Origin of the sequence: Polaribacter cellanae (assembly GCF_017569185.1) — a bacterium.
GTDB classification, from domain to species: Bacteria; Bacteroidota; Bacteroidia; order Flavobacteriales; family Flavobacteriaceae; genus Polaribacter; species Polaribacter cellanae.
Genome location: NZ_CP071869.1, coordinates 1,877,914 through 1,899,848, shown reverse-complemented (window position 1 = coordinate 1,899,848; position 21,935 = coordinate 1,877,914). Strand labels below are relative to the sequence as shown.

At 34.2% G+C, this 21,935-nt stretch carries 21 protein-coding genes; 20 read left to right on the top strand and 1 reads right to left on the bottom strand.

The features are described 5' to 3' along the window. Position 1 precedes the first annotated feature (1 nt). The 17 genes from J3359_RS08460 (at position 2) to J3359_RS08385 (ending at position 18,044) form a co-directional block, all read left to right on the top strand. Positions 2-3,265: an efflux RND transporter permease subunit gene (locus J3359_RS08460; protein WP_208080250.1), complete on the top strand. Its 3,264-nt coding sequence runs from the start codon at positions 2-4 to the stop codon at positions 3,263-3,265. Continuing rightward, a complete protein-coding gene (locus J3359_RS08455) occupies positions 3,258-4,595 on the top strand; it encodes a TolC family protein (RefSeq protein WP_208080249.1) in 1,338 nt (445 codons plus the stop codon). Before J3359_RS08460 ends, J3359_RS08455 begins: the two co-directional genes overlap by 8 nt. A 67-nt stretch (positions 4,596-4,662) precedes the next feature. Further along, entirely contained in the window at positions 4,663-4,794 is a 132-nt protein-coding gene (locus J3359_RS18395) for a hypothetical protein (protein ID WP_302850210.1), read from the top strand. Between the two features lie 252 nt (positions 4,795-5,046). Then, positions 5,047-5,637 (top strand): methyltransferase domain-containing protein, encoded by a 591-nt coding sequence (locus tag J3359_RS08450; RefSeq protein ID WP_208080248.1) that lies wholly within the window; start codon positions 5,047-5,049, stop codon positions 5,635-5,637. Positions 5,638-5,870: 233 nt separating this feature from the next. After that, positions 5,871-7,082, top strand: a complete 1,212-nt coding sequence (locus J3359_RS08445; protein ID WP_208080247.1) for a site-specific integrase — start codon at positions 5,871-5,873, stop codon at positions 7,080-7,082. Between the two features lie 23 nt (positions 7,083-7,105). Continuing rightward, entirely contained in the window at positions 7,106-7,966 is an 861-nt protein-coding gene (locus J3359_RS08440; RefSeq protein ID WP_208080246.1) for an AraC family transcriptional regulator, read from the top strand. A gap of 110 nt (positions 7,967-8,076) precedes the next feature. Further along, positions 8,077-8,670 carry an NADPH-dependent FMN reductase gene (locus J3359_RS08435; RefSeq protein ID WP_208080245.1) on the top strand — a complete coding sequence of 198 codons (594 nt, stop codon included), beginning with the start codon at positions 8,077-8,079 and terminating at the stop codon, positions 8,668-8,670. 61 nt (positions 8,671-8,731) lie between these two features. Next, complete coding sequence (locus J3359_RS08430; protein ID WP_208080244.1) at positions 8,732-9,154, top strand: hypothetical protein; 423 nt, start codon at positions 8,732-8,734, stop codon at positions 9,152-9,154. A gap of 71 nt (positions 9,155-9,225) precedes the next feature. Beyond that, complete coding sequence (locus J3359_RS08425; protein ID WP_208080243.1) at positions 9,226-10,485, top strand: retroviral-like aspartic protease family protein; 1,260 nt, start codon at positions 9,226-9,228, stop codon at positions 10,483-10,485. After that, positions 10,454-11,506 carry a BtrH N-terminal domain-containing protein gene (locus J3359_RS08420; RefSeq protein ID WP_243766008.1) on the top strand — a complete coding sequence of 351 codons (1,053 nt, stop codon included), beginning with the start codon at positions 10,454-10,456 and terminating at the stop codon, positions 11,504-11,506. Before J3359_RS08425 ends, J3359_RS08420 begins: the two co-directional genes overlap by 32 nt. A 116-nt stretch (positions 11,507-11,622) precedes the next feature. Next, the gene (locus tag J3359_RS08415; protein WP_208080242.1) at positions 11,623-12,678 is read left to right on the top strand and encodes a winged helix DNA-binding domain-containing protein; all 1,056 of its coding nucleotides are present in this window, start codon (positions 11,623-11,625) and stop codon (positions 12,676-12,678) included. A 136-nt stretch (positions 12,679-12,814) separates the two neighbouring features. Then, on the top strand, positions 12,815-13,960 hold the full coding sequence (locus J3359_RS08410) for an epoxide hydrolase family protein (RefSeq protein WP_208080241.1): 1,146 nt from the start codon (positions 12,815-12,817) through the stop codon (positions 13,958-13,960). A gap of 417 nt (positions 13,961-14,377) precedes the next feature. Further along, a complete protein-coding gene (locus J3359_RS08405) occupies positions 14,378-15,088 on the top strand; it encodes a hypothetical protein (RefSeq protein WP_208080240.1) in 711 nt (236 codons plus the stop codon). A 171-nt stretch (positions 15,089-15,259) separates the two neighbouring features. Continuing rightward, positions 15,260-16,063, top strand: a complete 804-nt coding sequence (locus tag J3359_RS08400) for an RteC domain-containing protein (RefSeq protein ID WP_243766007.1) — start codon at positions 15,260-15,262, stop codon at positions 16,061-16,063. A gap of 295 nt (positions 16,064-16,358) precedes the next feature. Next, the gene (locus tag J3359_RS08395) at positions 16,359-16,643 is read left to right on the top strand and encodes a helix-turn-helix domain-containing protein (protein WP_208080239.1); all 285 of its coding nucleotides are present in this window, start codon (positions 16,359-16,361) and stop codon (positions 16,641-16,643) included. A gap of 2 nt (positions 16,644-16,645) precedes the next feature. Continuing rightward, complete coding sequence (locus J3359_RS08390; RefSeq protein ID WP_208080238.1) at positions 16,646-17,398, top strand: hypothetical protein; 753 nt, start codon at positions 16,646-16,648, stop codon at positions 17,396-17,398. After that, positions 17,382-18,044 carry an ATPase gene (locus J3359_RS08385; protein WP_208080237.1) on the top strand — a complete coding sequence of 221 codons (663 nt, stop codon included), beginning with the start codon at positions 17,382-17,384 and terminating at the stop codon, positions 18,042-18,044. The genes J3359_RS08390 and J3359_RS08385 overlap by 17 nt, the downstream gene beginning before the upstream one ends. A gap of 104 nt (positions 18,045-18,148) precedes the next feature. On the opposite strand, the gene J3359_RS08380 is transcribed toward J3359_RS08385, so the two are convergent. Beyond that, positions 18,149-18,781, bottom strand: coding sequence for an N-acetylmuramoyl-L-alanine amidase family protein (locus tag J3359_RS08380; protein WP_208080236.1), 633 nt, complete (start codon positions 18,779-18,781; stop codon positions 18,149-18,151). A 189-nt stretch (positions 18,782-18,970) separates the two neighbouring features. On the opposite strand from J3359_RS08380, the gene J3359_RS08375 reads away from it, so the two are divergent. From J3359_RS08375 to J3359_RS08365, 3 genes are read left to right on the top strand one after another with little or no spacing between them, the layout of a single operon-like run. Next, the gene (locus tag J3359_RS08375; RefSeq protein WP_208080235.1) at positions 18,971-19,258 is read left to right on the top strand and encodes a hypothetical protein; all 288 of its coding nucleotides are present in this window, start codon (positions 18,971-18,973) and stop codon (positions 19,256-19,258) included. Position 19,259: 1 nt separating this feature from the next. Continuing rightward, positions 19,260-19,538 (top strand): hypothetical protein, encoded by a 279-nt coding sequence (locus J3359_RS08370; RefSeq protein WP_208080234.1) that lies wholly within the window; start codon positions 19,260-19,262, stop codon positions 19,536-19,538. Further along, the gene (locus tag J3359_RS08365) at positions 19,531-21,933 is read left to right on the top strand and encodes a TraG family conjugative transposon ATPase (RefSeq protein ID WP_208080233.1); all 2,403 of its coding nucleotides are present in this window, start codon (positions 19,531-19,533) and stop codon (positions 21,931-21,933) included. Before J3359_RS08370 ends, J3359_RS08365 begins: the two co-directional genes overlap by 8 nt. Positions 21,934-21,935: the final 2 nt, after the last annotated feature.

Below are 21,935 nucleotides of genomic sequence, written 5' to 3'. Positions count from 1 at the left end.
GATGAAAAAAATAATTACTTACTTTATAAAATACCATGTTGCTGTAAACGTTATGGTTTTTGCATTTTTTGCATTTGGTATTTTGGGAGCATTAAATATGAAATCTTCCTTTTTTCCATTGGTAGATTCGCAATTAATTAGAATTTCTTTAGCATACCCTGGAGCTTCTCCAGCAGAAATAGAAGAAGGAGTTGTGCTAAAAATTGAAGATAATTTAAAAGGAATTGTTGGTGTAGAAAGAGTAACTTCTGTTTCTCGAGAAAACTCGGCAAGTGTAAATGTAGAGGTAGAAAAAGGGAAAAATATAGACATTGTTTTATCGGATGTTAAAAACGCAGTAGATAGAGTACCTTCTTTCCCTTCTGGAATGGAACCACCAGTTATTGCAAAGGTAGAAAGTATAAGACCCACCATAAGTTTTACCATTAGTGGAGACAATGTTTCTTTAAAGTCTTTAAAACAATACGCAAGAAATGTAGAAAACGACATTCGTGGAATTGAGGGAATTTCGCAAGTAGAGATTTCTGGTTTTCCAGAAGAAGAAATCGAAATTGCGGTTCGTGAAAACGATTTGCGTGCCTACAAAATGTCTTTTACAGAAGTTGCAAACGCCGTTCGAAACTCAAATATTTTAATTACGGGTGGAAACATAAAAACGACTGACGAAGATTATTTAATTCGTGCTAGTAACAGATCTTATTATGGAATTGAGCTTCAGAATTTAATTGTTAGAACAGAAACGAATGGAAATATTATTCGTTTAAAAGACATTGCAGAAATTAGAGATACTTGGTCCGAAAACCCAGATAGATTGTATTATAATGGTAATTTAGCCATCGATATTACAGTAAGTAATACCAATAACGAAGATTTAATATCCTCTGCCGATAAAATTAAAGATTACATAGATAAATACAACCAACAACAGCAAAATGTTCAATTAAGTGTAACTAGCGATAGGAGTATTACCTTAAATGGAAGAACCAAATTATTGGTCGAAAACGGAATCGTAGGAATCCTTTTAGTGTTGTTCTTTTTAGCACTTTTCTTAAACCTTCGTTTGGCAATTTGGGTAGCTTTTGGTTTGCCAGTTGCCTTTTTAGGAATGTTTATTTTTGCTGGTCAATTTGGGGTTACTATTAATGTATTATCTTTATTTGGAATGATAATCGTAATTGGTATTTTGGTTGATGATGGAATTGTAATTGGCGAAAATATTTATCATCATTATTACGATTTAGGAAAAACAAAAGTACAAGCAGCAATCGATGGAACTATGGAAGTAATTCCACCTATTGTATCTGCAATTTTAACCACCATTATTGCGTTTTCTACCTTCTTTTTCGTGGATGGAAGAATAGGAAGTTTCTTTGGAGAAGTTTCTACAATTGTACTCTTAACATTGTCTGTTTCATTAATTGAAGCCTTAGTTATTTTGCCAGCTCACATTGCACATTCAAAAGCTTTAGATAGAAAAAAATTAGAAAATGACGAAGACAAAAAAACCAATAAATTAGATGCTTTTTTTACCAAAATAAACAGAGGTGCAGACAAGTATTTAGGCAAATTTAGAGACAACTGTTATGTGCCGTTTTTAAAATTTTCTTTAAACAACAAGATTTTTATTTTTTGTTTATTTATTGCTACTTTATTTATTAGCTTTTCAGCTTTAAAAGGTGGCATTATAAAAAGTTCATTTTTTCCAAGAGTAGCCAGTGATCGAGTTCAAATTACATTAAATATGCCTCAAGGAACCAATGAGAGAATTACAGATTCTGTAATTTCTTTTATTGAAGAAAAAGTATGGCTGGTTAATAAAGAGTTTACAGCAAAACAAAGTGGAGACGAAGATGTTGTAGAAAACGTTATTAAAAGAGTAGGACCAGGAAGTGCAAATGCTACTTTAAGTGTAAATCTTTTACCTGGAGAAACAAGAGATTTTTCTTCCCCAGAAATTACCAATGCAATTCAGAAATTAGTAGGAAAAGTATATGGAGTAGAAAGTCTGGTTTTTGGTTCTGGAGGTAATTTTGGAGGTAGCCCTGTTGCAGTTTCTTTATTAGGAAACAATATTACAGAATTAAAAGCCGTAAAAGACGAGCTAAAACAAACGTTGGAAAACAATCCGCTTTTAAAAGATGTTACAGACAACGATCCTGCAGGAATTAAAGAAGTACGCATTAAATTAAAAGACAATGCCTATTTATTAGGGTTGAATTTACAATCGATTATGTCGCAAGTTCGTTTTGGATTTTTCGGTTTTCAAGCACAGCGTTTTCAACGAGGACAAGACGAAATTAAAGTTTGGGTTCGTTACGATAAAAAAGACAGATCTTCGATTAACGATTTAGACGATATGCGCATTATTACGCCAATAGGAACTCGTGTTCCGTTATCGGAAATTGCAAATTATACGATTGAAAGAGGAGATATTGCCATAAATCATTTAGAAGGAAAACGCGAAATACAAATTTCGGCAGATTTAAAAGATTTAGAAACCAGTGAAACCGAGATTTTAGATAATATTAAAAATAATATCATGCCAGAAATCTTATCTAAATATCCAACAGTTTCTCCTTTGTATGAAGGGCAAAATAGAGAAGCGAAAAAAACAACAGATTCTTTAAATTTAGTAGGGCCAATTATTTTATTGTTGATTTATATTGTAATTGCATTCACATTTCGTTCTTACAGTCAGCCAATTTTATTAATAATAATGATTCCTTTTAGTATGATTGGAGTTATTTGGGGGCATTATATTCATAATTTTTCCATCGGAATTTTATCCTTTTTAGGAATTATTGCCCTTATTGGAATTATGGTAAACGATGGTTTGGTGTTAATTGGTAAATTTAACAGTTATCTTAAAGAAGGATTTAAATTTGATGATGCTTTGATAAAAGCAGGGCAATCTCGTTTTAGAGCCATTTTCTTAACCTCTTTAACCACAATTGCAGGTTTAGCACCTTTAATTTTCGAAAAAAGTAGGCAAGCCCAGTTCTTAATTCCAATGGCAATTTCCATTGCTTATGGAATTGCATTGGCAACCATTTTAACCTTGGTAATGCTACCTTTAATGTTGGCAGCTTCTAACACGATAAAAGTGCAAATAAAATGGTTACGAACCAACCAAGATGTTACCAAAGAAGAAGTAGAAAGAGCTATTATAGAGTCTAATTATAATGATGGAAGTACTACAGAAGTCGAAGCTAAAGAAGCACAAGAAAGGTTAGAATCTAACTATAAAAAAGACAAAAATGAATAAAAAAGCGATACTATTTTTTCTTTGTTTAGCAACTTTAAAAGGGTTTTCACAAGAAATTTTAACAAAGAAAGAAGCCTTAGAAATTGCGTTAGAAAATAACTTCGGAATTAAAATTGCAAATAATAATATAGAAGTTGCAAAAAATAATTCGAGTATTTACAATACGCGCTATTTGCCAACTGCCACTTTAAATTCAGGAGCAGATTATCGAAGAAATAACCAAACAATTGTGTTTACAGACCCAAATACTGGTGGCGATAATGAAAGAGTTGGTAATGGAGTTGTTACAAAAACCTACAATGCATCTTTAGGATTAAACTACACAATTTTTGATGGTTTGGGTAGAAAATATAATTATCAGCAATTAAAAGAAACCTATAATTTAACAGAAATTCAGGCAAGAGAAACTATTGAAAACACCTATTTGCAGTTGTTTACAGTGTATTTTCAAATTGCACGTTTGTCGGAAAATACTACTAATTTAGAAGAAGCACTAACGATTTCTAAAAGCAGATTAGAGCGCGCAAAATATCAATATGAATATGGGCAATCTACCAGATTAGAATTGTTAAATGCAGAAGTAGATATTAACAACGATAGTATTACTTTAATAAATTCCAAACAACAATTAAGCAATGCAAAACGTAGTTTAAACATTATTTTAGGCGTTGAAAAAGTAGCGAATTACGAAGTAGAAACAGCAGTTGAGTTTAATAAATTAATGAATTTTGAAGAATTGCAGCAAAAAACTTTGGCAAACAATAGTTTGATAAAACAAAACGAAAAAAATATTGCGATTAGCGAATTCAATATAAAAATAAACAAAGCAAGTTATTTGCCTTCTTTAAATTTTACTACTTCTTATGGTTTTAACAGAACAGAAAACGAAAATCTGGTAAATCCTTTTGGGGCGCGTTTAATTACTTCCGATGGTTTAAATGCAGGTTTAAATTTAACATGGAATATTTTTGATGGCGGAACTACAAAAACAAGAGTTGCGAATGCTAAAATCGCTTTAGAGAATCAGCAAATTTTGTTAGAACAACAAAAAGTAACCATTTCTAATAATTTAAAAAATACTTGGGAGAATTATAACAATCAACTATTTATTTTAAAAGCACAAGAAAAAAATGTGCAAACCACGCAGAATAATTTCGATAGAACGCAAGAGCGCTACAAATTAGGGCAAGTAACTTCCATAGAATTTAGGCAAGCGCAAATTAATTTAATCAACTCTAAAACAGCATTTAACAACGCAAAATTCGATGCAAAATTAATTGAATTGCAACTACTACAATTAAGTGGAGATATTTTAAATGTGAATTTCTAAAAGCTGATTTTTATCATAATTTAAAATAAAATTTTTGTTTATTTTTGAAATAAAAATAAATGAAACGATGAATTATTTAAACCTCCCTCTGGTTTCTTGGACAAATGGCACAATTATGATTGGTATTTTTGCCTTGGTAATAATTGGTTTGGTAACTGCCGTTTTTTTATTGATGAATAGCGATAAAAAAGCCAAGTAGTTGCTACAAATAAAAGCTAATACTCTTTATATCTTAATTGTTACTTTTTGTTAAGGATAAGTTAAGGCACAAAAAATATGATAATTATCATATTTTGTAAAATGCAAAGCTACTAATTTTGTAACGTAATTATATCTTTGTAATTAAAGCGGTTTATAAGCCCACACTATTTAGTAAGTAGTAGTATTTTGACGACTAACCCGAGTTTTTAACTCGGGTTTTTTTATCTTTGAGTATATTTAAATTTACACAATGGACTTATCAGAAAATACGTGGAACAATCGTTACAAAACGAACGATATTGGTTGGGATTTAGGAGAAGTCTCTCCACCTTTAAAAGCTTACTTTAATCAATTAGAAAATAAAAGCCTAAAAATATTAATTCCTGGAGGAGGTAATTCTTATGAAGCAGAATATCTGTTTCATCTAGGTTTTAAAAACGTATTTGTTGTAGACTTATCTAAAACAGCTTTAGAAAACATTAAAAATAGAGTTCCAAATTTTCCGGCTTCACAACTACTTCACGAAGATTTTTTTAATGTAAACGATACTTTCGATTTAATAATCGAACAAACCTTTTTCTGTGCCCTTAATCCTAATTTACGAGAAAAATATGCAGTTAAGATGCACGAACTTCTCAACAAAAAAGGAAAATTGGTTGGTTTGTTATTCAATGCACCTTTGTTTGATAATCGTCCACCATTTGGAGGCTCTAAAAAAGAATATCTCGCTTATTTTAAACCTCTTTTTGAACTAGTAATTTTTAAAAATTGTTACAATTCTGTAGAAAGAAGAAATGGAAAGGAGTTGTTTGTTAAAATGGTTAGGAAAGAAAAACCTTAACTTTTTAAAGTTAAGGTTTATAGTACTCAAGGTGGGAATCGAACCCACACTCCCGAAAGAACTGGATTTTGAATCCAGCGTATTTAACTATATATTTTATCAAATTTACTCATAATCAATTGTTTAGCAGTTGATTAATATTATATTATCGTATCTGATATGATTTAAAATCAATAAATGTTGTACCTATGTTGTACCAAAAATGATTATCTTTATAATCTAAATTTAAAGGTATGGCCTCAAATGCAAAAGTTGTTATAAGAAAAAAAGCTAATAAAGAAGGCCTTTATCCTTTGGCAATCCGTATTACAAAAAACCGTCGATCAACATATCATTATGTTGGTCATTATATCGATTTAAAAGATTGGGATGAGAAGAACCTACGAGTTAGAAAATCCCATAATAATGCAGACAGATTAAATAATTTGATTTCTACAAAGCTTTTAGAGGCTAATAAAGCTCTTGTAGATTTACAATCTGACAAAAAGGACTTTTCCGCAAATCAGATTAAAGAAGTTCTTTACACGGATACTAAAGCAAACACCTTTTACGAAGTTGCAAACGATTTTCTTTCCGAGCTTGAATCAAATAAAAAACTATCCCAACTGTCAGCAGATAAGGCTCGTGTTAATCACGTTATAAACTTTTACAAATCCAAGCAGTTGACCTTTCAAGAAATAGACGAAGCCTTTTTGAGAAAATTCAAAATTTATCTCAAGAAATTAAATCTTTCAGAAAGGTCTATAGTTAATAATCTTGTAGTCATAAGAACAATTTACAACAGGGCCATAAAAATGGGAATTGTTGATAGAAAGCTTTATCCCTTTGGATCTGGTAAGATTAGAATAAAATTTCCCGAAACAGAAAAAATTGGTTTGACAAAAAAGGAAATTAAGTCATTCGAGTCTACAACAAATCTTACTAAAAACGAAATTCACGCCCGAAACGTTTGGCTTTTCAGTTTCTATTTTGCTGGAATAAGAGCTGCTGATATTCTTAAAATTAGGTGGTCGGATATTTATGACGGAAGGCTTCATTACCGTATGAACAAGAATTCCAAATTACTTTCCCTCAAAATACCGGAAAAAGTTTTCTCTATTTTGGAAAATTACAAATCAGAAAAGCAGAACAATGATGATTTTATTTTTCCCGAAATGAAAAAAGCGGATATCAACGATGCAAAAGATGTTTATGCAAAAACCAAAACAGCTACAAAAAAATTCAACAAATATTTGATAGAGGTCGCGAAAAAAGCAAAAATTACTAAAAAAGTAACTATGCATATTGCAAGGCACAGCTTCGGTCACATTTCAGAAGATAAGATTCCGATTAAAATGCTTCAAAAGCTTTATAGACATTCATCCGTCACTACCACAATAAAATACCAAGCTAATTTCATCCACAAAGATGCTGATGATGCTTTGGATAGTGTTATTGATTTTTGATCATACAACAACTTTTTTAATAAATGAAAAATCAAAATTTAAATAAATTCAATATTTATGAGCATTTAAAGGAATTAAGAGCCCATTCTTTGAGTACACCTTATTTTCTTGCCAATCAAGACACTTATAAGCAAGCATCTATAAACTTTCCATTTAGAACCTTTGCGTATGGAATTGGCATCACATACTCTGGCAAAAGAAGACCATTTCAAATTGGCAGCATGAAATATTATACTGATACTGGCAGTCTAGTTACTATTGGACCCGGTATAGTATGCCAATGGAAGGGAGAATATCAGGCAGTCCACGATACGATTTATTTTACAGAAGAACTTTTTAAAGATGGTTTAAAACCATCATTCTTAAAAGAGATGTCGTGTTTCAATGCAGGAGGAAATCACGTAATAAATATATCAAGCCAAAACGTTGAAAATTTTAAAGTATTATTTCAGTCCCTTAAGGATTTGAGTGATAACGAAGACTTGGTACCAGGCATTATTTATTCAATTTTAATGTTAGTAAAACGCTGTCATCGGATTGATGACAGCCAATTTCGAAATACGTCCCAAAAAGAAAAGCTGACCTCTGATTTCAAAAAATTAATCCCTGTTTACTTTCAAGAAAATAAAGAGGTAGCCTTTTACGCAAATAAATTGAACATAAGTCCAAAATATTTAAGTGAAGTATTACTCTCTGAAACGGGAAATACTGCAAAGTCTCTCATCCTTCAACATATTTTTTTAGAAGCAAAGAGTCTATTGCGCCAAACGAGTATGACGGTACAAGAAATTTGTTTTTGGCTAGGGTACGATGATGCTTCCTATTTTACCAAAGCTTTCAAAAAGCACGAAGGAATGACCCCACTTTCATATAGAAAATTGTGATTTTAGAGAACCGCAAAAGTTACCATTTTTACGGAATTAACCACATAATGAGTTTCTTTAAATAAATGTTCTTTTGTATTTGTAATAGGCAATGCTATACTTTTAAAAGAATGCAAGCCAAAACAAAGGAACAGATGAATATAACCATACTACTCGGTAGCGTGCGCCAAGAGAGACAATCTCATAGGCTAGCATATTTTTTAGGAAATAAGCTTAATGAACTAGGGCAAGACACGAAGATTGTTGATTTAACTTTGACCCCGTTACCTATTTACGGTCAGGTCGGAACCGATATTTCGAATGTTCAAAATATAGGCTCTGTTATATCCAAAGCAAAAGCCCTCATTTTTGTGACGCCTGAGTATCACGGCAGTTATTCTGGTGCTTTAAAAAATTTATTGGACTATTTCTGGAGTGAATTTCATAAAAAACCAATAGGGGTAGCAACTGCTTCTGCTGGTAAGATGGCAGGCATCAATGCATCCACACATTTACAGCAACTAATATTGAGTTTGGGCGCTTACCCTATGCCTTTAAAATTATTGGTGCCGGAAATACAGAACGCATTTTCCGACGATTATAGTTCCTTGAACTCTTCTGTCGCGAAGGACACAAAGAAATTCATCGATGAATTCCTGTGGTTTTCAGAAGCCATTGTAACAAAAAAAGAAGCTACACTTCTTTTGGAGAAAACAAAGAAATAGAAAGCCGACTCTTAAAATTAACCTTTGTAGACAAATATTAATCTGAATAAATAAACGAGCTATGAACACAGCACAAAAATCTATTGGAGCTTGGGTAAAAATAACGAATGATGTATTTACAAACCTAACAAGAACCACAAAAGACTATGGTTCTTTCAACAGACTTGAATGGCAATTTCTAAATTATTTGAAAGAAAACGAAAGAACCACCGAAACAGCAATCATTGATTTTTTAAGCTTTTTCACTAAAGAAAATGAAATCAAAACTTTAATTGAACATTTTGAAAATAAGGGGCTAATCTCTTCAGTAAACAGCGATTATCAAATTACCCGAAAAGGGAAAATGGCCTATTCCGAAGTTTTAAAAATTCAAGAAGAAATTAAGGTTGCAGCAATGAAAGGCATTAATGATGAGGCTTATGAGACTACGATTTCAACATTGAGCCAGATGATTGTAAATTTAAAACCTTATTCACCCAACTAAAGAACACCTTTTAGATTCATTCTCAGGTTCAAAAACCGATTATATAATAAAAAAATCAAATCAAAATTTATATGTATAAATTTTATTTCAGTATCGCGGTTTTGCTCTTATTGTGCTGCAATAGCGAAGTACATAATTCAGAGTTACATTTGCTATTTAAAAAGAAACAGTATCAGAGTCTAGAATCTGAAAACAACGACCCAAACTCTTCGCTTTATTATTTTTATAAAGCTGTATTCTCAAACGTGACCAACAAACCTAGAGAATCCAATCAGTATCTCGACAGCTTGCAATTAGAAGAAAATCAAATTCCAGATAGTTTGTCCTACGAAATAGTGAAGTTACGAAATGATAATTATATCAAACTATTCGATTATCAAAACGCTTACAGTACCGCAACCGAATTAACCTCAAAATACCGCTCATTTATAAAATCTGAGGATGTAGATGATGAAGCAAATGCAGCAAAAATATGGAAAACCTTAAAAGCGCAAAAACCTCAAAAAGTTCACCAATTTAACAGAACAAGCATACCTGTTACTCGCGATTTGGCACAACTACCCAATGTCGAAATTGAATCAAACGGAAAAAAAATGAATTTTGTTTTTGATACCGGAGCTGGTATCTCAAGTATTCAGGAAAGTGTCGCTATAGAATTGGAAATGATTTTTATGGATGACTTAGGAATAAAAGTAAAAGGATTTAACGGCATTGACAATGACATTAAAATTGCATTGGCTAAAGAGTTAATCATAAATGGAATCCTAATTGAAAATGTGCCTTTTCTGGTTTTTAAAAATGAAGCCCTCACATTTGCGAATGGTGCGTACAAAATAAACGGCATTATAGGATTTCCCATTGCAAAAGAACTTGGCACTATTGAGATTTTTTCTGATAAACTTGTAGTTTCAAAAGGAGTGGAATATAAAAGTGAACTTAGAAAAAACCTATTCGTAGAATCACTACACCCTATTATTCTAATGAATTACCAACAAAAAACACTTCCTTTTATTTTAGATACAGGTGCTCAACAATCACAATTTTCAAAGCAATTTTATGAGACATTTAAAACCACCTTTAGAAATGCAAAATCAGAAAATAGGAAGCTAGAGAGCGCAGGCGGAAGTAGAGAATACAAAGCAATTGTGTTGGGAAACATCATATTGAAGTTGGATAATAAGGATGTAAAGTTTAATAATGTCGAAGTAGATATAGAAAATGACCACATACTAGGAAAAGAATTTTATGGGAATATTGGTCAAGATTTACTTAAAAATTATGAAAGTGTGACTATAAGTTTTGAACATAATTATCTACTACTTAAAAATTAGTTATGCAATTGCTAAAAAAAATATCAAAACAAGGATGAAAGTTGAGGATTTTAACCATTTTAAAGGGCAACATTGCGAGACAACCGCAACCGGAACGCTATTAAAGCAAATGGGAATAGAGTTTTCCGAACCTATGCTTTTTGGATTGGGCGAAGGTCTTGGATTTATCTTTTGGAATATGAAAACGTTGGATTTTCCCTTTATTGGCGGTCGTATTAAAACGGATCTAGTGACAGAAAATATCTGCAAGAACTTAAACCTACATTTGGAGGTTGAAGAAACTTCCTCGAAAACGAAAGCCTGGGAAAATGTTAAAAAACATATCGACCAAGGCAATACGGTCGGACTAAAATTGGACTGTTACCATTTAGAATATTTCACAAGCAAATTTCATTTTGCAGGTCATTATGTTGCGTTTTACGGCTATGATAAAGAATTTGCCTATTTGATTGACACTAACCAACAAGGCGGAAAAGTCAAAACGACTTTAAAAAGCCTTCAATTGGCGAGAAATGAAAAAGGCCCAATGTCCTCAAAAAACAGAAGCTATACAATTCAAAAAAAAGAGCCGATGACCGACTTGAAAAAAGCCGTAAAACAAGCGATAAAAAATAATGCTACTGAATTTCTCAATCCACCAATCAAAAATATCGGTTACAAAGGAATTCTGAAAACAAGTTCGGAAATCAAAAAATGGTTTCAAAACAGTAATAATGTGAAGGATGAATTTCAAATGTCTGCAAGCCTAATGGAAAACGCTGGAACTGGAGGTTCATTATTCAGAAATCTGTATCGGGATTTCTTAAAAGAAAGTGCCGAATTATTGAAATCAGCTGAAATTGAAGAGGCCTATCTGGAATATTCAAAAATTGCAGAACAATGGAAAACTGTTTCAGACTTATTTTATCAGGCAGGAACAACAAAGAACATTAAATATGTGAATGAAGCGTCCAACATTTTATCAAAATTATCTGAAAATGAAAGGATGCAGATGGTGAAGCTGGAAAAAGCCTGTATGTAGCAAAGAATTAAAGAAAATGCAAACAATTTACTCAAGTAAGTGAGAAATAATAGAATCCTAAGAAAATAGTAAAGCATAGCACTTAATATACGGTTGAATGAATTACGTATAAAAGAATGACACAGCAAGAATTACTAGAATATCGATTCAAAAACCATTTGTTGTGCCCCAATAACAAAGGGCAAAGTACACAAGAAATTGTGCGGTATTTCGGGGCCATACAGGCTCAAAACTACACAATGGCAAAATGGGCCATAGGTTCTAGGCTGGTTAACGCTACCAATTTAAAAATTGAAGAAGATTTTAATTCTAACAAAATCCTAAGAACACACATATTAAGACCTACTTGGCATTTTGTTGCACCCCAAGATATTCGATGGATGTTGGCTTTGACTGCTGTTAGAATAAAAGCTGGAAACAAAAACCATCATCAAAGATTGGGAATAGATTACGGAATATTGAAAAGAAGTAAGAAATCAATTCAAAGAGCTCTGTGTGGAAAACGGTTCCAAACTCGCTCTGAATTAAAAAAGAATTTTGAGAAAGACCATATCAATTGTGATGATGAAAGACTAGGTTTTTTATTAATGGATGCCGAATTAGATGGGCTTATCTGTAGTGCCGGTAATAAAGGAAAGGAAATGCTATATGGTCTTTTGGATGAGATTGTGCCAAAAACCAAATCTTTGTCTAGAGACGAGTCTTTGATGACTTTGGCTCAAATCTATTTTAATAGTCGAGGTCCTGCTACTGTGTATGATTTTGCGTGGTGGTCCGGATTGACAATTAAAGATGCAAGAAAGGGCATTGAGTTGAGTAAAGAGCTAACTTTCGTTTATTTAGAAGCTCAAAAATATTGGTTCAATAGAAGCTTGCTTCATAAGCATATTGTAAAAAGAGAAACTATCCATTTGTTGCCTGCTTTTGATGAATATTTAATCAGTTATAAAGACAGGTCATTGATGGTGGAAAATGAGGACAAAGGAAAAATTTTTACCCGCAACGGAATTTTCAAGCCAACATTGATTGCTAATGGAAAAGTTATAGGAATATGGAGAAAAAGTATAAAAAATAAAGAAATAATAATTGATTATTTCGGTTCTAAAAATAAATTGAACCTTCCCTTAATAAAAGAAATTGAAGATAGATATTCTTACTTTATCAATCATTAATCTTCAGTAAAGCGTCTCGCAACTCAACTATCACACAAACGGAAAAAAGTACCATTTATACAGAATTGTTGCCCTAGAATAGAATTTCAGATATGTGCATATTTGAACTATACTTTAATAATAAACAATTCCAAAAATGAAATCAAACCTTACACCTTTCAAAATCCAAATTTCCGATAAAGTCCTGAATGATTTACAGACCAGACTATCATTGACCAGATGGCCCGATGAACCTGAAAATGCAAATTGGAGCTATGGAACCAACCTTGAATACTTAAAGGAACTGGTACACTTCTGGCAGAACCAATATGATTGGAGAGCCAATGAAAAACACCTTAACCAATACCCTCAGTTTAAAGAGACTGTTGATGGAGTTGGAATTCATTTTGTTTACATAAAAGGGAAAGGGAAAAACTCAAAACCCCTTATTTTGACACACGGATGGCCAGATAGCTTTTATAGATTCTACAAAGCAATCCCTATGTTGACAGAATCCAAAGAAAGCAACAATCCATCTGACTTTAGCTTCGATGTTATCATTCCATCCATTCCAGGGTTTGGGTTTTCGGATAAAACTGCTTTGGATGATGACCGAACGGCTAAAATATGGAACTCCCTAATGACAGATATTTTAGGATATAAAGAATATTTTGCCGCTGGAGGGGATATGGGAGCAAATATCACAAAGTCGCTTGCAAATCAATTTCCCGATGCGGTAAAGGCCATCCATCTTACTGATGTTGGCTACCCGAACGGTAGTGAGGACTGGTCACAAATGTCAGAAGCAGAACAAAAGTTTGGACAACATATTCAACAATGGTTTTACACAGAAGGAGCATTTAATATGGTTCAATCCACAAAGCCGCAAACATTAGCTTATGGGCTTAATGATTCACCGGTGGGCTTGGCAGCTTGGATTATAGAAAAATTCAATTCTTGGAGCGATAATAATGGAAACATTGAGAATTGTTTTACCAAAAATGAACTGTTGACCAATATAATGATTTATTGGGTTACAGAGACCATAAATAGTTCTATAAGAACTTACAAGAACGTTGCAATGGCAAGTTATTCAGGAGGCTTAAAATCTTCTGAATATGTTGAAGTTCCAACTGGTGTTTCTGGCTTTCCTGGGGAAGCGCCAGTTCCTAAAGAATGGATGGAAAGAAAAGTAAATTTGAAAAAATTAAGTTATCCATCCAAAGGTGGCCATTTTGCAGCAATGGAAGTTCCAGAGTTCTGGACAAAAGAAATTACATCGTTCTTTTCGGACTCAAAGTAATCACATTATTAAATTAATCAGATTTCTCTAAACCCTTTAGTGAACGAGCTTTGATACAAATATGGTTGAAATTTTTAAAACAGACATATCAACGGAAAAAGAAGCGAAAAAGGTCAAAAGGAAATTAGAGAATTTATTTCCCGATTACAAAATAAACTTTGATTTGGAAGATTGTGACAATATTCTAAGATTAGAAAATAACTACATCGATATATCCTTAGTAATAAGTGTTTTAACAGAACATAAAATCGAATGGTTAGGTGATTAATAAAAGTAATGAACTTAATTATTAGTTAATACATACAACATTGATTCTTAAACTGTGGACAAAAACACATAATAAATGATTACAAATAATAGTCAGATAGTTTCATCGGTAAACAAAAATTTATTCAACTATAATTTTAAATGACAAGTATGCCTACTAATAGTTTCATCCTAAAACTCTACGCAATATCATTGACCTTTATTTTGGGTTACATCATTTTATCTGGATTTACCTCCGATGTAACTTCTAATGAATTCAAAGAGATTACTGTGGAACGAATAAATGTGGTGGAACCTGACGGTACATTGGTTATGGTTATAAGCAATTCAAAAAAGCAACATCCGGGAATGTTTGATGGTGAGGTATTAGAAGAACGTGTGAGACCTCCTGGGGTTATCTTCTTTAATGAAGAACAAGATGAAGTTGGAGGATTAATCTATTACGGGAACGAAAAAGAAGGAGCTGGTATGGCCTTATCACTTGATCAATATAAAAATGACCAGGTAGTACAGATACAGTATCAACGAAACGCAGAGGGCAAACAACAATATGGTTTAAATGTATGGGATCGGTCGCACACCTATACACTCCCTCACCTAATAACCACTCTTGATTCATTAAAAAAACAAGGAGTTCCTAGGAAGTCCATAATCGATACTTTACAACGAATGAACGGCGGCAAACCAATTTCAGCACAAAGACTATTTACAGGCAAGAATTATGACGAGGAAGTTGGTGTGTTTATAAAAGATGAATTGGGCAATCCACGGATTAAAATTTACATCGATAAAAACAATGAGCCCAGATTTCAAATTTTAAATCAAAGCGGAGAATTGGTCAAGGAATTGACTTCAGAATGAAAATTTTGTCCCGTGAATTAAATATGAACAGTCGTAAGACCATAATAACTGAGCTTAAATTTTATTAAAAAGCAAAAACAAGAGACTTGAATATAGAGGTGTATAATAAAATATTAAATAGAATTGCAACATTTAATAACCGACATATTAAATTCGTACAGAAGTGACATTTTGGAGGTTGAGAGAGCAAACGTTAATGATTTCAATAATGTTGAGAAAGGAATCTCAATTTCGCGAAAATGCCTTCAAAAACTACGCGTATGCCTAAGGGAAAATAAGTTTGAGAATCAAGCACAGGAAATCAAATTCTTTAAAGAACAAAAACCCTGCATTTATGCTCGATTAAAATTCTACGCAAAATGGTATCATTACCTTATTCAAAAACCTGAAGGAAGTATAAAAATTCAACGTAAATTTATAGATTCTAAAATAAAAAAGCTTCAAAAAAAGAATCTACGTAATCTTGATTTTGTTAAGTACTATAGAGAAAATGCTACCGTTTTAGATGAATTCTATTTTTTAAGAGGCAAGGACAATATTGGTTTGGTTTCTGACACATCACACTTTTATACCGATGCTGAATTTTCTACTAGCCACGACAATTCCGTAGCCAAAATTATTGCTTATGACCTCTTAATAAACCAATACTCTATTGAACTAATCCGACTCAGAAAACTATCTCTAGGTAAATCAAAAAAAGTTAACCTATTACCCAATGATGAACGACTTAGTTGGACAGCCTCAAAAACAGACCTAATTGAATTGATATATGCTTTACAGGCTTCGGGAGCTATAAAAAGTGGTACTGCAGGAATTAAGGAGATGGCTTCTGCTTGTGAATACATTTTTGAACTTAATCTTGGCAATGTTTACAGAACTTTCCTCGAAATAAGAGAGCGGAAAATCGACCAGACAAAGTTTATCGATAGATTGAAAACAAATCTTTTAAGAAGAATGGAAGAAACGGACGGTTAACGCTTTTAGTTTCAAAAACTGTTAAATTTTTCCCCAAGTTGGGTACAACTTGGGGAAAAATAAAATCAATTTTAGGTGAAATAATTTAGTGTAGGGAAATTATAAAGCAACCTCTAATTAAAACTATTTTAAACTATTGAAAATGAAACAAAAAAATCACCCAACTTGGGTGCAACTTGTGAATAAAATCCGATAATACCCCTCAAATTTGTAGAACGAAAGTCAAATCAGGTTAAGGGCTATCAATTAAAAACTTAAAATTCCAGATAGCCCTTTTCTTTAAAACCGTTCTATTATGCCGACAAGTATTATTACCACAGACGACCTTCGGGAATTCAAAATGGAATTACTCGATGACATCAAAAGCCTTTTATCAAAGCAAGCCAAAGGAAAACTAAAGAAATACCTCAAATCTTCAGAGGTTATGGACTTGCTTCAAGTGAGCCCTGGCACCCTTCAAAATCTTCGTATCAATGGCACCTTACCATATACCAAAGTGGGCGGTATTATTTACTATGATACAGAGGAAATTCAAAAAGTGATGGACGCCAATCGTGTTCAGCACAAGCTCGATTCTTAAATATGAACTATATAAAGCTACTCAACGCGGCTTTTGAAAAATTCTATTTTGATGACCGCCTAAACCCTACCCATATCAGTTTGTATATGGCGCTGTTCCAGGAATGGAACAGCTCTCGGTTTATGGATGAATTCTACGTGAACCGTAGGGAATTGATGCGTTGTGCCAAAATAGGTTCTAAGTCCACATATCATAGATGTATTGTGGAATTGGATGCTTGGCTTTACCTGTCCTACTTCCCATCAAACAACCCATACAAAGGCAGTAAAATCAAGATGGCCATAATCGGGACAAGTGATGAACCAGTCGCGGGACAGTACAATCCCATTTTAGAACAGCTTGCGGAACAGTACCATCCCAGAGGTGTACCGCTTGAGGGACACCACCATCCCAAAAACGGACAGGTTGTGTACCAACACCGTCCCATAGGTGGACAAGCATTGGTAACTAATACAAACAATAACAAACAAGAAAACAATATAAAACAGTCAAAGGGCAGGCAGGCCGTTATTTTATTTTTTGAAGAAAAAGGTTTTGATGCTGATGAAGGAAAAAAATTCTACGTGCATTATGCAGACCGAGAATGGAAAACAAGCGACGGAAAACCGATTCGGGATTGGCGTTCATTGGCCACAAACTGGATGGATAGAACCGAGCTTTTCGAAGAAGAAAACAAACTAAACAAAAAAGAAGTGTCCCAAATCAAGGACAACTTGCGAACCACTAAAAATAAGGATTATGGACAACCCCTCTAAAATTATCGAAGGTGGTGTGGAATATTCGCTGGGAAAATTCGATGGCAAAAGCGTTCTCTACGATTTCCCGAAAATTCTGATTTACCTGAATGCGAAGGGCAAATTATTGTTCGGTAAAAAATTTAGGATTTACCATGAGGATAAGGATATTCTGCTGAGGCTATGTTCATACTTCATAAGAGACAAGGAAAACTGTGAGAAATATGAAATCGACATTGACAAAGGGATTCTGCTTTCCGGACCTGTAGGCTGTGGTAAAACCAGTTTGATGAAATTGCTTCGTCATATTGTGCCGTTACAACGTCCTTATGAAATGATTCCCTGTCGTAACGTAACATTCAGCTTTAACTATTTAGGATTTAAAACGGTTGAAGAATATGGTAACAACAAATTCTATTGCTTTGATGATTTGGGTGTCGAACCTTCCGGTAGATTTTACGGCAAAGACTTGAATGTAATGGGCGAAGTACTACTTTCTCGCTATGATCTATATCTCGAAACTAAACGCAAAATTAAGACCCACGCCACCACCAATCTGAATGCTGAAGAATTGGAAGAACGTTATGGTAATCGTGTCCGTAGTAGAATGCGAGAGCTCTTTAATTTGATTGCTTTTGATACAAAAGCTAGGGACAAAAGGAAGTAGCTCAATTTCTGAAGGATTTATATAGCAGAATCACTTCTGAGATGAATTGTAACACAATATCCTTTAAGCTATTTGTTAACTCTAAAAATAGTTCTTTCATAATTCTAATGTTTTTGAAGGGATTGTAATATGGTCAATGCAATAGGTTGGATGCTAGTGGAATCTGAAATATACTTGCCTTCATCCACATTACTCAAAAATCCCAATTCCAAAAGTACCGAAGGGCAATAATCAATGGTTTCACGTAGCACCTGAAAATTCGCAAACTTCACACCCCTACTCTCAAAACCTAATTCTTGATTAACCGCAGCTTGCATTTGGAAAGCAAGCCAAGTAGAATTATTTCGGTATTTTGATTTTCTATCAGAAACATAAACCTCAACCCCTCTTGCATTTGCATTATCCGAATGATTGCAATGCAACGACACGAACAAATCTGCTTTTAGGACTTTGACCAGCTTGGTTCTATCAGATAGCGAAATGAGCGTATCGCTGTATCGAGTCAAATAAATATCCAAAGGTGCTTTTAGCTTATCATTTAGCTTCAAAATGGCATTTGCTATATCCAAAACCACATACTTTTCCTGGATATGATTTTTACCTATTGCACCGGAATCTTTTCCACCGTGGCCAGGGTCAATGATAATTATCTTTTTTGCGTCCAGATCCTGACTCAAAAGGATGCAACTTTTCAGAAGTAAAATCACAAAACTGACGTTTTTGAGCAGGTTTTTCATTTTAATTTTTTGGGTTATCAACAGGTCGGCTTCAAATTTCCATAGAATTTGACACCAATTAATACCATCGGAAACCAATCTATATCAAATAATATTTTATTCACAAATATTTGATTTTCAGGTATTTATATTCAAATATATGTAAATTTCACAAAACAAAAATGAACCAAAATTTTAAACTCGTTCGTTATGAAAAAATCATATTATTTGGCATCGCTTCTTTCGCTATTATCCACATCACTTTTTGCGCAGATTGGTGGCATTGAAGATTCGGTAAATGATGTTTCCGATACCATCCGAACCATTTTCCCAATCATTTTAGGGGTTATCTTCTTAATTGGTTTCCTCTTCAATGCTGGACATTTCTTTGGTGAAAATGCCGACCTCAAAAAAGGGATTACCCGTGTACTCGTCTTTGTCCTAATCGCTGGGGCAGTTGTAGGCATCTTTACTTACCTAATCGGAATCGTAGTGTAATATGAAACGGTACGAGGTCTATAGAAATATTCGAAAACGGGCAGTCATCTTTGGGCTGCCTCTTTCGCTGTTTGCCTTGATGATGGTGGCCATTTTGGTTTCACTCTTGGTCATCATCTTTTCCTTCAGCTTCGGCATCATCATCGGTCTGCTCGTAATCAATGCTGCACTCTACATCTCATTGACCCGAATCGCCCACAATCCACAGCTTTTTCAAATGGGGAATCCTTTTCCAAAAATCATCAGTAACAAACGCAATTCGGGATTTAACTATGAATAAGATGACCCTATCGGCATATCAGCCCATCACAGATATTCAGGACAATATCGTGTTTGCCAATAATGGCAATGTGGTTTTGTGCTATGAAGGTAACTTACCTGAAATCTATTCGTTGTCCGAAAAGGATTTTGAGGATATACACGGTGCTTGGTTTCAAGCGTTGAAATCCCTTCTGGTAGGAACAGTCGTCCATAAACAGGACATCTATTTGAAGAAATCCTATATCTCAAAACAGCTACCCAATGAAAGCTTTCTCGAAAGAGCAACATACAACCATTTTAGAGGACGAGAATATATCGAGCATAAATGCTATTTGTACTTCATCCTGACCAAAAACAAAACATTGAACAATGCCAAGTACATCAATCCTTTCCGAAAGATTTCAAAGAGTATTGTTCAGGAATATGACGAGAACGTAAAGAGCTTCGTCAACTCGGTAAGTGATTCCATAGCATTCATCAACAACAGTCGGAAAATGGATTTTGTTTCGCTTAAATCGAAAGAAATACAGGAATTGACTACCACGTATTTCAACGGGTTTAGTGAAGGCTACGATACCGATGCCATCCTTGGCAAAAATGACATTTATATAGGGGAAAACCATTTTGATGCCCTGGCCATCAATAGCGAACTGTGCTTTGGCGAAAGTGTACAGAGTAGCAAGACCAATGAGAAATTCACTTCTGACGATTTTGTGTTTCATCAAGGGTTTATTGATGGTTTAGGGCTTACGCTTAACGAAAACCATATCGTCAACCAAATCCTTTATTTGGACGACAAACAGAAGTGGCGCAAGCTGCTGGATAAGAAAGTCGAAGAACTAAACAAAAGTTCCAACTTCGGGTCACAGAACAAAGTGGTACTCGGCAAAATCCAGCATATCCTTGACCAAATCAATGCCGATGATAATGCACGGATTATCCGTGGGCATCTCAACGTGGTGTATTGGGCGAAAGACCAAAAAAGCCTCGATTCAATTACCTCAAAAATCAAGACCGAATTTAAGGAACTGGATATTATCCCATATTACCCAAGAGGCGAAGAACGCAAGAACTACATCCTGAACAGCTATTTCTGTTTTTCTTCCAATCTCTCGAATAATGATTTATATGTAACGGATTTAAAACACGCCCTCTGCCTGTTCATCAATAATACGAACTACAAGTCCGATGCTACTGGTATCATATTCAACGACCGTGAACACAACATTCCCGTTCTAAAGGATGTTTGGGATGAGCGCAAGAAGCGCATCAAGGCACGGAACTTTGCCATTTTTGCGCCCACCGGTGAGGGCAAGTCTTTCTTGGCCAATAACATTCTACGCCAATATTTTGAAAGTGGTGTTCGTCTGGTCATTATCGACCTTGGTGGATCCTACACCAAGTTTGCCAAACTCTACCCAGAAAAATATACAGTACTACGCTATGAAAGCGGAAAGAACCTTGGCATCAACCCTTTTTACATAGGTAGCAAAGACGACCTGACGCCTGAACGCTTGGAAGACTTATCAGTATTCCTTTTTGAGTTGTTCGCATCAGATTTAAAAGTGACCAAAGCACAATCGGTTTCGGTTAAAAAGATATTGCGCCACTATTACGATAGCATATCAGAAAACCACTCTTTGGATGGTTTTTACAGTTTTATAGAAAGGAATCAGAAAGAGCTTCTGAGCACCTTAAAAATCCATCCCGACTACTTCAACGTTACAAGCTTTTTGCACGTAATGTCCGAATATGTCGGCGATGGTCTATACAGTTTTCTATTTGAAGTGAGTGAAGACCAGACCTATAAAATTGAGGACAAGCGATTGATTGTTTTTGAACTAGATGAAGTCAAAGACAATAAAGAAATCCTGTCCGTAATGTTGAAGCTGATCAAGTCAGCTATCCAAAGAACCATTTGGAAAAACCGTGCTGAAAAAGGCATCATCCTTTTCGATGAGTTTGCCAAACAACTAAAATTTGACAACGTACTGGAAAGTGTCGAATTCTACTATCAAGCCATCAGAAAACAGAATGGTGCGATTGGGATTATTCTGCAATCCATCAATCAGCTGCCCAACAATTCGACATCGGCAAGCATACTGGAAAACACACAGGTTATTTATAGCCTGAACAATGAAAAAGGCTATGACGAATTGGTCAAGCGGCTAAACCTATCCAGTCACGACCTGAACCAATTAAAATCCATCAAGAATAACCTATCCGGTCCTCGTAAGTACACAGAAATGTTTATCAAAATAGGTCGAGAGAGCAACATCTTCCGTCTCGAAGTCCCGAAGGAAGTCTATGCCGCTTACCTCACGGACGGTAAGGAAAATGAGGAAATAATGAAGTTCTACAACGAGCATCAGGATATGCAAAAAGCAATCATTCAATTCACATCTAAAAATTAAAT